11 protein-coding genes are annotated in these 12,368 nt (G+C 47.9%); 8 read left to right on the forward strand and 3 right to left on the reverse strand.

The genetic code is table 11. The annotated features are described in order from the left end of the window. Positions 1-11: 11 nt before the first annotated feature. From DXT99_RS05235 to DXT99_RS05260, 6 genes are all read left to right on the forward strand, one after another. Complete coding sequence (locus tag DXT99_RS05235) at positions 12-1,301, forward strand: DUF2851 family protein (RefSeq protein ID WP_115564486.1); 1,290 nt, start codon at positions 12-14, stop codon at positions 1,299-1,301. Beyond that, the gene (locus tag DXT99_RS05240; protein WP_115564487.1) at positions 1,298-2,605 is read left to right on the forward strand and encodes a hypothetical protein; all 1,308 of its coding nucleotides are present in this window, start codon (positions 1,298-1,300) and stop codon (positions 2,603-2,605) included. The genes DXT99_RS05235 and DXT99_RS05240 overlap by 4 nt, the downstream gene beginning before the upstream one ends. After that, entirely contained in the window at positions 2,602-3,948 is a 1,347-nt protein-coding gene (locus DXT99_RS05245; RefSeq protein ID WP_115564488.1) for a N,N-dimethylformamidase beta subunit family domain-containing protein, read from the forward strand. The genes DXT99_RS05240 and DXT99_RS05245 overlap by 4 nt, the downstream gene beginning before the upstream one ends. Positions 3,949-3,989: 41 nt before the next feature. Continuing rightward, positions 3,990-4,622, forward strand: coding sequence for a NeuD/PglB/VioB family sugar acetyltransferase (locus DXT99_RS05250; protein WP_115564489.1), 633 nt, complete (start codon positions 3,990-3,992; stop codon positions 4,620-4,622). A gap of 219 nt (positions 4,623-4,841) precedes the next feature. Beyond that, positions 4,842-5,810 (forward strand): oxygen-dependent tRNA uridine(34) hydroxylase TrhO, encoded by a 969-nt coding sequence (gene trhO, locus DXT99_RS05255; RefSeq protein ID WP_115564490.1) that lies wholly within the window; start codon positions 4,842-4,844, stop codon positions 5,808-5,810. 141 nt (positions 5,811-5,951) lie between these two features. Then, complete coding sequence (locus DXT99_RS05260; RefSeq protein WP_115564491.1) at positions 5,952-6,809, forward strand: nucleoside phosphorylase; 858 nt, start codon at positions 5,952-5,954, stop codon at positions 6,807-6,809. Positions 6,810-6,925: 116 nt separating this feature from the next. On the opposite strand, the gene DXT99_RS05265 is transcribed toward DXT99_RS05260, so the two are convergent. Together DXT99_RS05265 and DXT99_RS05270 are read right to left on the reverse strand one after the other, a co-directional pair. After that, positions 6,926-7,216 carry a hypothetical protein gene (locus DXT99_RS05265; RefSeq protein ID WP_246000448.1) on the reverse strand — a complete coding sequence of 97 codons (291 nt, stop codon included), beginning with the start codon at positions 7,214-7,216 and terminating at the stop codon, positions 6,926-6,928. A 93-nt stretch (positions 7,217-7,309) separates the two neighbouring features. Then, positions 7,310-8,320: an acyl-CoA reductase gene (locus tag DXT99_RS05270; RefSeq protein ID WP_115564493.1), complete on the reverse strand. Its 1,011-nt coding sequence runs from the start codon at positions 8,318-8,320 to the stop codon at positions 7,310-7,312. A 112-nt stretch (positions 8,321-8,432) separates the two neighbouring features. On the opposite strand from DXT99_RS05270, the gene DXT99_RS05275 reads away from it, so the two are divergent. Beyond that, positions 8,433-8,783, forward strand: coding sequence for a 4Fe-4S dicluster domain-containing protein (locus DXT99_RS05275; protein WP_115564494.1), 351 nt, complete (start codon positions 8,433-8,435; stop codon positions 8,781-8,783). Between the two features lie 51 nt (positions 8,784-8,834). Here the strand turns inward: DXT99_RS05275 and DXT99_RS05280 are convergent, their stop codons facing one another. Continuing rightward, positions 8,835-9,446 (reverse strand): hypothetical protein, encoded by a 612-nt coding sequence (locus DXT99_RS05280; RefSeq protein ID WP_115564495.1) that lies wholly within the window; start codon positions 9,444-9,446, stop codon positions 8,835-8,837. Positions 9,447-9,694: 248 nt separating this feature from the next. On the opposite strand from DXT99_RS05280, the gene DXT99_RS05285 reads away from it, so the two are divergent. Further along, positions 9,695-12,328, forward strand: a complete 2,634-nt coding sequence (locus DXT99_RS05285; RefSeq protein ID WP_115564496.1) for a valine--tRNA ligase — start codon at positions 9,695-9,697, stop codon at positions 12,326-12,328. Positions 12,329-12,368 lie beyond the last annotated feature (40 nt).

The following is a 12,368-nucleotide window of genomic DNA, read 5'->3' on the forward strand; positions in this document are numbered from 1 at the left end:
CCCACACTGGCATGCAAGAAGACTTCCTACACTACATCTGGCAGCATCAGTACTTCAGTAAAACGAATCTGACCACTACAGACGGAGCAGCTTTACAAGTGTTGCGGATTGGTTATTATAATACAGACGCTGGACCTGATTTCAGAGAAGCGTTGATGAGAATTGGGGAAGTGGAATGGTCAGGGAGTGTAGAAGTTCATTTGCAGGCCTCTGACTGGCACCGCCACCAGCACCAGCTCGACGAGAAGTACGACCAGGTTGTGTTGCATGTGGTATGGGAGGCGGATGTTCCTGTTTACCGGATGGATGGCACGCTGGTGCCGGTGCTGGTGCTGAAAGGGCGTGTAGATTTGGCGCTGTTGCAGACTTACGAGCGGCTGCTCTACGCAAAAGATGCCGTGCCCTGTGCTGCTTTCTGGCCTGCTGTGCCCCACATCACAAAGACGCTGATGCTGGAGCGGGCGCTGGTAGAACGGCTGGCGGCAAAAGGGGAGGAGGTGCTGCAAACGCTACAGCGCTACAGCAACGACTGGGAACAAACCGCTTACCACACACTGCTGCGCGGCTTTGGCTTTAAGGCAAATCAGCAGGCATTTGAGGAGCTGGCCAAAGCACTTCCGCTGTCGGTGGTGCGGCGGCACCAGCAGAATGTACTGCAACTGGAGACGCTGCTGTTTGGGCAGGCCGGTTTTCTAGAGGAGGCGCAGGATGCCTACGCAGCACAACTGCTGAAGGAGTATCGCTTCCTGAGCCACAAGTATGATTTAGTACCGAAAGCTATGCAGCGCCACCGGTGGAATTTCCTGCGGATGCGCCCAGCCAATTTCCCGACGGTACGGCTTTCCCAACTGGCAGCAATCCTGCACCAGCAGCAGGCTTTTTTCTCCAAATTACTAGAGGCACAAACCGTGAAGCAATATGAGGTTCTGTTTCAGGCACCGGTATCGGCATATTGGCAGGAGCATTACCTTTTAGGCAAGCCAGGCAAGGGCCTGCAGAAAAGTATGGGCAAAAGCAGTGTGCAAAATCTCATCATCAATGTGGCTGTGCCGCTACTCGCTGCTTATGCCAGTTATAGCGATAACCGCTTGTACTTAGAAAAAGCGGTCTCTCTACTGGAGGAGCTGAAGGAAGCGAGCAATAAAATCACGCGTCACTATGAGGACCTGGGCTGGCAGGCGAAATCAGCCGCCGACAATCAGGCTGCTCTTAGCCTGTACAAGCGTTATTGCGCGCCGGTAAACTGCATGCACTGTGCCATCGGAAATAAAGTGATGAAGCAAAGCAGTTCTGCCGCGTGAGTATACTGGTTTACGTGCTGAACTTTCTGCTGTTAGGAGGGCTTGTGTGGTGGATGCAACGGCAGGAGTGGTTAGAGGAGTTGAAGCCATACTTTTACCCGGCTTTGATGCTAAAACTGGTGTGCGGAATAATGTTGGGCGTATTGTATTTTTATTATTACGGCGAGGGGGATACAACTTTTTATCATAAAAGGGCACTCTGGGCGGTTGATATCCTATATCATGATGGCTTACAGGATTACCTAAAGTATCTCCTCGTAGACGAAGTGCCCCAGCATAGTCCGCTATCGGCTGTACAAGTGCCTTACTATAGCAGCGCCTGGAATGTGGTAAAGCTAATAAGTGTTCCGTTGGCGTTTACTGCAGGGAGCTATTACCTCTGCTCGGTATACTTATCTCTACTTAGTTTCGCGGGGGTATGGTTTTTGGTAAATAAGCTGAGTAACTATTTCCCCGGCACGGCAAAGGCAGCGGTTATTTCTTTTTTGTTTATCCCATCAGTTGTCTTCTGGTCTTCGGGTATCATAAAAGAGAGTTTCATAATGGGAGGAATGGGTATGTTGGTGGGGAGTTGCCTGGAACTGTTACAACCTGGCACAACGCGTGTTAAAATAAAATACATGCTTCTGGCGCTCGTGGGAGTACTGTTGATCTGGTATGTAAAGTACTTTGTAGCGATAGCCTTAGGTTTTTTTCTGCTTTCTGTATTTGTATTGAAAATTTTGAATACGGCGAAGGCTCTGGAAGGCATAAGCGTTTATTTGAAAGTAGTTGCGGCTGTGCTGCTCTTTATCGGCATTGCATTTGTGTCTTCGCGCCTGAATTATAATCTGAATTTCAGCCAGATGCCCGTAACGGTTTACAATAATTACCTGGAGTACAGGCTGATTTCAGAAGAGAAGCCCAGTATAAACTTGCCGACTCTCGAGCCAACTTATTTTAGTTTTGTTATACACGCACCTCTTGCATTCTTTAATATACTTTTGAGGCCTTTTTTGTGGGAAGTTTATAATCCGGTTACATTTGTGGCGGCTATTGAAAATACTTTTGTGCTTATTTTGCTACTTTTATTTTGTTGGGATGCCTTCAGAAATAAAATCCGATTCAGTTCTAACAATTATTTACTGCCTGCCACAGTCTGTTATATCCTGCTGATGGGCATTTTACTGGCTTACAGTATGCCTAATTTTGGTACTTTAAGTCGCTACAGAATTGTCTTTCTACCATTCCTGTTATACTTGCTTTTCCTCAGCCCCTCCACTAACAGGCTACTCTTACACTTCCGGTTCAAAAAGAAAATATGAAGCGGCTGCTACTGATTTTTATTTCCGTTTTGCTTTTGTTAGCTGTTGGTAAAGTAATAGGCTACTACCTGGAAAACAGGTTATACTTTCATTACATACTTGATGCCTATGTAGAAAGTAGAGAAAGTATAGTCGAAGACGGCTACACAGACAGAACTTCCTATAAAAAAGGAGATGTGCAGGATGTGTTTATAAATTCGAGGTCTGAAGCAAACTCCCAGTTAAGGCTGTATGATATAAATGGAGTTGTTGTGGATAGTGTGCAGGCATTCGTGCAGCCGCAAACAAAAGGACCTAACCCGAGCGAAGAGGGGTATCGTTATCAACGTACTTTCAGATACAAATTGCCAGCCTTGTCGAGTGGGGTCTACCTGTGGGAAAAGAAAATCCCGTTCACCTTGAAAGGTGAACAAGCAGATGTAGTGGTGGTATACCCATCTAACACTGTAAATGCCTATAATATATCAGGAGGGAAAAGTTTATATCGTATTTTCTCAGGAAAAACGCATGTGGTGTCGTTTCAGCGACCTATGTTGCCTGCCGTTTCGTTTTTTGCCGTGGAAGGGCTTAAATGGCTACAGGCTTCACCTTACAACATCAGCTACATAAACGACCAGGATTTAGAAAATCCAGCTATCTTAACAGGTGCCAAAGTGCTGCTTATTATCGGGCATAGCGAGTATTGGAGCCGTACTGCCCGCAGGCAAGTGGATGCTTTTATTGACAAGGGCGGCCACTGTATGGTCCTGTCAGGCAATACCATGTGGTGGCAGGTTCGCTATGCTGAGGACGGTACAAAGTTGATATGTTATAAAGAAAAACCTGATCCTATCACTATAGATAGCCTCAAAACAACCTACTGGAACAGTCCCATATTAAATTATCCTATCACTCCGAGTATCGGTGCAGACTTTTCCAGAGCAGGATATGGTAGAAAATTCAGGAAGAGTTTCGGTGGTTATAAAATCACACAATCAAGCTCCCCCGTGTTTGCAGGCATCAACTTAAAAGAGGGTGATGTGCTAAAAGTATCCACTAAAGAATATGATGGAGCGCCTGTGCTTGGGGAGGAGCCTGACCTTAGGCTCGACACAGAGCAGCTTGGCTTTTACAAAGCAGAACTGTTGGGCTATGACAGGGCTTATGATGAACAACCAGGTTATGCCACGTTCATCATCTTTCAGAAAACGCCCACCTCAGGTGTAGTCTTAAATACTGCATCTACAGACTGGTGTGGGCCACATGGTATTGGAGGCCCGGATTCAGTAGCCATAAGAAAAATTACAGATAACGTGCTAAAGGCCATGCTTTTTAACAAAAATCTCTTCTCTAAAACACCTTAAAGGTATAATTCGTACCTTTGCGCCTTATTTAAGATGGAGCTATGCAAAATCCAGTAATCATATTAGGCGCCCAGAAACTGGGTACAGCCGCTTTAGATATTTTTAACAGTAACAGTGTTATCGTATACTGCTTCCTCGACGACAGTGGTAAGCAGCAGGAGGAGGTAAACAATGTGTCGGTGATGAGCAACACGGAAGATAACGAGTTCCTGAAGCTTATCGGCAACAAGTGCGATGTTTTTGTCGCTGTAGAAGATGCTGCTGCTCGTAAAGGCCTCATCAAAATGCTGAAAGAGGAGTACAAGGTAGTGCCGGTAAATGCCATTCACCGCTTTAGCTCCGTGTCGGAATATGCGTGGCTGGGGCACGGTAACATGATTGCCGCAGGTGCAGTGGTAAACAACAATGCCAAACTCGGAAACTACTGCGTAATTCAATCCCGGGCTGTAGTAGACACATATGCCGGAATTGGGGATTTTGCCCAGATTGGGGCTGGGGCCGTCATAAACTCTGAAGTATTAGTAGAAGAAGGTGCTTTTATCGGTTCAGGAGCTGTAGTGGTGTCTGGGGTTAAAATCGGGAAAAATGCCCGTGTAGGTGCAGGCTCTGTAGTGGTAGCCGATGTGCCGGCCAAAGCCACTGTATTCGGTAACCCGGCTGCGCCTGTAAAGTAAACTTTTCTGCTTACCACGGCTGTTACGATACTGATAAAAATCATTTTTAGGTTGAAAAGCTTTGTTAGCTTTGCCGCCTGAATGGTTAAATGGCCAAACTGTTTAATTGTTAGAAAAGGATGAACAATGCAGCCATTCAATAATTTAAAGCAGCAATCAAACAATAGCTCCGGAGGAGCAAACAATGAATTTTTAACACTTAGCTGAATCTAAGCCGTTATGAGCAAACCGTATAACATCCTTCTTTATTACTGCTATTCCCCGATAGCAGACCCGGAGACGTTCCGGGAGGAGCATCACCTGCTGTGCCTGGAGCTGAACATGCTCGGCCGTATTATTGTATCCAACGAGGGCCTTAACGGTACCGTGTCGGGCACAAAAGAAAGCTGCGAAAAATATATGCAGGCTTTAAAGTCTGACCCGCGCTTCGCTAAAACCGACTTCAAGGTGGATGAGTCGGATATACATGCTTTTACGAAACTGCATGTGCGTACGAAAACTGAAATCGTGCATTCCGGAATGTTGCACATCGACCCGAATGCACGCACTGGTGTGCATCTGTCGCCGAAGGAGTTTAAAGACATGAAGGACCGGGAGGACGTGGTGGTACTGGACGTGCGCTCTGATTACGAGCACAGCGTAGGCCGCTTCAAGAATGCGGTGACGCTGGACATCGAGAACTTCCGTGAGTTTCCGGAGAAGGTAGATGAACTGAAGGAAAAGTATAAGGACAAGAAAATCCTGACCTACTGCACCGGCGGTATTAAGTGCGAGAAAGCAAGTGCCTTCCTGCTGGAGAAGGGCTTCGAGAATGTGTACCAGCTGCATGGCGGTATTATCAAGTATGGTATAGAAGCGGGAGGAGAGGACTTTGAAGGCAAGTGCTATGTGTTCGATAACCGTGTGGCTGTTGATGTGAACAAGGTAAACCCAACGGTAGTATCAGAGTGCCACGTGTGCGGCACCAAGAGCGACCGCATGGTGAACTGTGCAAACCCGGTTTGTAACCTCCACGTGCCTATCTGTGAGAACTGTGGCTGGGAAATGGATGGCGCTTGCTCTACGGAGTGTAAAGAGCACCCTGAGAAGCGCCCTTATGACGGCACCGGTTACTATCAGAAAGCAACAAATGGCTATAATCCCTTGAAAGGATTCAACCGTCGGAAGAAAACTGACGTACAACTATAAGTATTCTCTAAAGCTAAGAAAGAGCGTGTGGCCCAGAAGCCCACGCTCTTTCGCTTTTTTATACATTTGTCAGCATAATAATTCAGAAAAAGGAGGCAAAGCTTCTTTCTTCCTTTTTCTGAATAAACAAAAAACGTAACTATGGCTGCGATTCCAGAATCAGAGTTAATCATTAACCCGGACGGTACCATCTATCACCTGAACCTTTTACCGGAACATATTTCGGACACAATCATAACAGTTGGTGACCCCGAGCGTGTAGCCAAAGTCAGCAAGTATTTTGATGAAATAGAGGTGGCCATTGTGAAACGCGAATTTGTGACGCACACGGGCTATTACAAAGGCAAAAGGCTTACGGTTATTTCCTCAGGTATGGGCACCGACAACATTGATATCCTGATGAACGAACTGGACGCCCTGGTGAACATTGACTTTCAGTCGCGGGAGCCGAATGAGGAGAAAATCAAGCTAAATATTATCCGCGTCGGTACTTCCGGAGCTTTGCAGGAAACGGTACCGCTGGGAAGCCACCTGGCTTCTCACACCGCAGTCGGATTGGACACGCTGATGGAGTTTTACCCGCTGGAGCAAAGTGAAGAGGAGCTAACGCTTGTGAAGGCCCTGCAGGAGGCGCTTGGCATAGGCTTCAGACCTTATTGCGTGAATGGCTCTGAAAGCCTGATCAGGAAAGTAGCTTATGATATGATTCCCGGAAACACGCTTACCTGCCCGGGTTTTTATGCGCCGCAGGGCCGTGTGCTCCGTGGCGGGTTACGCAACCCCAATCTGCTGCAGCGTTACCACAATTTCCGGCTGAACGACTTCAAGTTCACAAACTTTGAGATGGAAACAGCTGGATATTATAGTATGGGGCGCCTTTTGGGGCACGAGGTACTATCGTTGAATGCCATGGTGGCTAATCGCATCGCACATACTTTTGCTGCCAATGCAGAGGAGGTGATCGATGATTTAATTGTGAAAGTGCTGGAGAGGGTATAGTAAATAAAGCTGTAGCTCTGTCCTATACATAAGTAGCCCCGGCAATTGCGTTGCCGGGGCTACTTATGTCAAAGCTTTTCATGTTTATGAAGGTTTCTTCTGTTTCAGGAACAGCTCTAAAAAAACTCTACTCCTAAAACTGAATTGATTGGAATATACCTGCCTGCTTTCAGTACCATAAATAAATCGTCTACCGCCCATACAGTAGTATCAACTCTTTTCTTCTCTCCATCAGCAGTTTGAAAGGTGATTTCGACTTTGCCGCGGTGTATATTGCCCAGGGATGTGGCTCTGCTGATATCCCATCGGCGCTTGTTACGTGCTGCTAAATCGGTGAGTACATCTTCCTGTGCAAAATTGAAAGCGTGTAGCTGCTCTTTCTCTACCAGAGGTATTGGGTTCGTCATTCTGTTCATATAATAGTTTGATTGTTTGGAGTGATTAAACACTCAACTAATATATGGTTTTTATGGATAATAGTAAAGGGTAACGTGTGTTTTTTACAGTTTTTGTAAGAAAGCAAGTGTATCTACGCCATCTGCATAATCCCATACCATCGGCCGCTGTGCCTCGCCAAACGGAATGCTGCCCTCCAGCCAGCCATGTGCCGACGCAACTACCTGTGTTTTATCCTTTATTGCCTTTAGCCTCTGCCGCAGGTCAGTCAGTGAACTGAAGGTGTCGTAGAACAGCACAGAAATAGGAGAGACCAGCGCCTCGCTCTTTTGTACCAGCATAAAGCCATTATCGAAGTGCGGCACGCGGTTTATCAGCAGAATAGATTTGTTGTAATCGTAGTTGTTCTGGTATTTGTGGTGGTCCAGCAGACTTACCCGGTGGGCATTTGCTTCGAAAAACTTATCAAAAGTGTAACCTTCAGGTACAAAAACCTTGGAAACGTTGCGGCAGCCGAGGCCGTAGTAGCGGAACACATCTTCTCCTAAGGCCTGCAGGTCGTCTTTCTCTTCGTGGCCTGTGAGCACGCCGATGCTGCTGCGGTTCTTGCGGATAATATGCGGGCGCTTGGCAAAATAGTACTCAAAGTAACGGGCGGTGTTATCAGAACCGGTCGCGATGATGGCATCAGCTTCCTTCAGCATGTCTACAAACTCGAACTGGTTCGCGAAGGCGGGTTCGATGCCTACCAGCATGTTGGCGAGCCGTTTCATGAGCAGTTCGTCACCTGAGCTGAGCTTTGCCAGGAGAAAATGCCCGCTGAGCAGTACCGACAGAAAATCGTGGAAGCCCACCATTGGAATGTTGCCTGCCATCACCACGCCAACCTTTTTAGGTGTAACCTGTTTAAGGTGGTAAGGGTAAAGCCATTCACGGAGGTACTGTTCCTCCAGCATCTGTAAAATGCCGTTTAAAGCACAGGAAACATTCTCTTCGGTGAACCAGTTGTTGCGTGACATAGCTGCCTGAGCCCACTCCTGCCGGTCTTCCGGGGATAATTTTCGCAGCTGTTTCCCAAGTTCTACGAAAGCCTCAATCCTGTTCTCTAAAGTCATGGCAAATACGTGCGTTGAAAATTTATTTGATAGGAATACTTAATGTTCCTAATTTTGTTGTTTAAATGATTAAGAAATACAAAAGTAAAGAAAATATACAGGAGATACGACTATGGCGATAATGATAACCGATGAGTGCATAAACTGCGGTGCCTGCGAGCCGGAATGCCCGAACACTGCTATCTACGAAGGTGGCATGGACTGGACATGGGGTGGCGGTACCGAACTGAAAGAGGTGGAAATTGATGGAGGAGAAGTTATTCCGGGTGATGCACCACAACAACCTATTTCGGATGAGTTCTACTACATCGTTTCAGACAAATGTACGGAGTGTATGGGTTTCCATGAGGAGCCGCAGTGCGCTGCTGTCTGCCCGGTAGATTGCTGCGTCGATGACCCGGACTACCGCGAGACAGAGGAAGAGCTATTGGCTAAAAAAGACTGGCTGCACCAGGTGGCCTAAAATTTAGCTGCTAAAAGCTGAAAAGCCTGCCTCTCCTGGCAGGCTTTTTTGTTACCAGGTTATCGGGAATGACTCCATCACATCTTCCTTCCCGCTTTCATAAGCTACAGTTATGGTAAACGTGCGTTCCTGAGCAACGGCAGGCTTTTCTGTTAGAGCAAACATGCCTAGCTCGCTCATCATAAACTCGTTACCGCTTATACTGTTGATACGCACTATTGCCTGCCCAAGAGGGAGAGGCGCGTCAAAGTCTTCCTCAAACGCAACGACTTTCGAATTCAGCGGCTCGCCGGGCGGAACACCATTAAAAGCGGTGTTGCTGGTAACTGTAATGTCAGTTATTTTATCTTTTAGCTGCTCATAGTTATGATATTGAGGACAGCTTAGAGCAAGTGCTGATGCATATAAGGCGAAGTCGGAATTATTCTGGGCAAACTGATAATCAAAAGATAACTCCAGAAGGAGCGTGTCTTCTGTGTAAGCTTCATTTGGAGCAATGCGATAAACTTTGCCCGCTACGAGTGGCCTGCCAATATAAGTCTCGCTCACCGGAAAAACCTGATTTAAGTGCAGTAAATAGGGACCGCTCGGATCTTCCGGACATACGCATGCTGTGGGAATGATGCCCGTTAGTACGAGCAGGAGGAAGATTGCTTTTTTCATGATGATGAGTCAGCTTGTTTTCTGTAGGAGGATTATGTATTAAAGATAACAATAATGCGGAGATTTGAAATATCAAGAGCATAGTTAAACAGCCTAATCGGAATCTTCTGTGGCCTCGCAGCGTGCGCAGCTCCTGCGAGTGTCTGTGCCCATTGCGGAAACACTCAAAGGGTCTGGAAAGCGCTATGGGTTAGGTCATAAAAAATCCGTAATTTTGCCTTCCCAAATTCACAGGAAAACAGTATACGATGTCGATCTCAACGAAATATAACCCCAAAGAAATAGAGCAGAAGTGGTACGACAGCTGGATGCAGCACGGCTTCTTCCACTCTGAGCCCAACCCGAACAAGGAGCCTTATACCATCGTGATACCGCCGCCGAACGTGACGGGTGTGCTGCACATGGGCCACATGCTCAACAACACCATACAGGACGTGCTGATACGGCGTGCGCGTATGCAGGGCAAAGAAGCCTGTTGGATACCCGGTACCGACCACGCTTCCATAGCTACAGAGGCAAAGGTGGTGGCCATGCTGAAAGAGCGCGGCATCAGCAAAAAAGACCTCACACGGGAGGAGTTCCTGACTTATGCATGGGAGTGGAAAGAGAAGTATGGCGGCATTATTCTGGACCAGCTGAAGAAACTGGGTGCTTCCTGCGATTGGGACCGTACCCGCTTCACGATGGAAGACGACATGAGCGCTGCTGTAATCGAGGTGTTTGTGGACCTGTACCGCAAAGGCTTGATATACCGCGGCGTGCGCATGGTAAACTGGGACCCACAGGGAGGCACTGCGCTGTCTGATGAGGAAGTGATTCCAAAAGACACTATGGCCAAAATGTACCACCTGCAGTACGAGGTGGTAGACGGCGCAACCTCAGAACCAACGTATATTACAGTTGCTACATCCCGCCCTGAAACAATTATGGCCGACGTGGCCGTAGCCGTTAACCCGAATGACAAGCGCTACACGCACTTGCACGGTAAAAGCGTGCGCATCCCGTTGCTGGGCAAAGAGATTCCGGTTATCCTGGATGAGTACGTATCAATTGAATTTGGTACCGGTGCCTTAAAGGTAACACCGGCGCACGACCTGAACGATTATGAACTGGGGCAGAAGCACAAACTGCCTACCATCGATATCCTGAATAACGACGGAACACTAAACGAACAGGCACAGCTGTATGTGGGCCAGGATCGTTTTGCCGCCCGCCGCAATATCGTGAAAGATTTACAGGAGGCTGATTTGCTGGTAAAGATAGAAGAGTACCAGAGCGTGCTGCAGACATCAGAGCGTACGGGTGCCGTAATTGAGCCGCGCCTCTCGATGCAGTGGTTCTGCAAGATGGACGCCATGGCCAAACCGGCACTGGAGTCGGTGATGAACGATGATATTCGCCTGCATCCACCGAAGTTCAAGAACATGTACCGCTCCTGGATGGAGGGCATCCGCGACTGGTGTATATCGCGTCAGTTGTGGTGGGGCCAGCGTATTCCGGCCTTCTACCTGCCGGACGGGTCGCATGTGGTGGCTACCACGGCTGAGGAGGCTTTAGTACTTGCCCGAAAAGAAAGCGGTAATGACCAGTTGCAGGCTTCTGACTTGCGCCAGGATGAGGACGTGCTGGACACATGGTTTTCGTCGTGGCTGTGGCCAATCTCTGTGTTTGACGGCTTCAAAGACCCTGACAACAAGGATATCCTGTACTACTATCCAACCAACGACCTAGTGACGGCCCCTGAGATTTTGTTCTTTTGGGTAGCGCGCATGATTATGGCCGGCTACGAGTTCCGTAAAGAGATGCCGTTCAAGAATGTGTACCTGACAGGTATTGTACGTGACGCACAGGGGCGTAAAATGTCTAAGTCGCTGGGTAACTCCCCGGACCCGCTGGACCTGATTGAGCAGTTTGGCGCCGACGGTGTACGTGCCGGCATGTTGTTCAGTTCACCAGCCGGTAACGATTTGCTGTACGATGAGAAGCTGGTAGAGCAGGGGCGTAACTTTACGAATAAAATCTGGAATGCCTTCCGTCTTATCAAAGGCTGGGAAATAGACGAGAGCCTGCCTTGCCCGAACGAAACAGCTATTAAGTGGTTTGAGTCCCGGTTTAATGAGGCTTTTGTGCAGATAGAGGACCACTTCAGCAAGTTCCGTATTTCAGATGCACTGCTGGCTGTATACAAACTGGTGTGGGACGATTTCTGCTCTAATTACCTGGAGATGATCAAGCCTGCGTACCAACAGCCGATTGACAAGCAAACGTTGGACGCAACAGTAGGGCTGCTGGAAAATGTGCTGAAGGTGTTGCACCCGTTCATGCCTTTTATCAGCGAAGAGATTTGGCACGAGCTGAAGGAGCGTAAGAAGAAGGAGTACCTGATTGTGGCGGCATGGCCAAAGAAGAATAAATTCGACAAGGATGTTATTCAGAAAATGGAGAACGTGCTCCATGTAGTGGGTGCAGTACGCAACGTTCGCAACTCCAAAAATATTTCGAATAACAAGCAGCTGGATCTCTACATGAAAGTGGCGAACCAGGAAAGTTATAGTGCCTTTATGGCTATCCTGCGCAAGCTGGCCAATCTCAATGAGATTCAGTTTGTGGAGGAGCCTTTGGAGGGCGCTATCAGTTTTATTGTGGGAAGTGACGAGTTCTTCATCCCAATGGAAGGCAACATCGATGTGGCCGCTGAGCGCGAGCGCCTGACAAAGGAGTTGGAGTATACCAAAGGTTTCCTCAATTCGGTTGATAAGAAGCTGAGCAACGAACGCTTTGTGAATGGTGCCCCGGAGGCTGTGATTGCAGGCGAGCGCAAGAAAAAAGCCGATGCTGAAGCCAGAATAAGTGCTATCGAGCAAAGCCTGGCTGCGCTGTAAGTAGCAAGCAGAATCTATAACAAGACCGGCCGCTCTCGTA

This window comes from Pontibacter diazotrophicus (assembly GCF_003367245.1).
GTDB classification, from domain to species: Bacteria; Bacteroidota; Bacteroidia; order Cytophagales; family Hymenobacteraceae; genus Pontibacter; species Pontibacter diazotrophicus.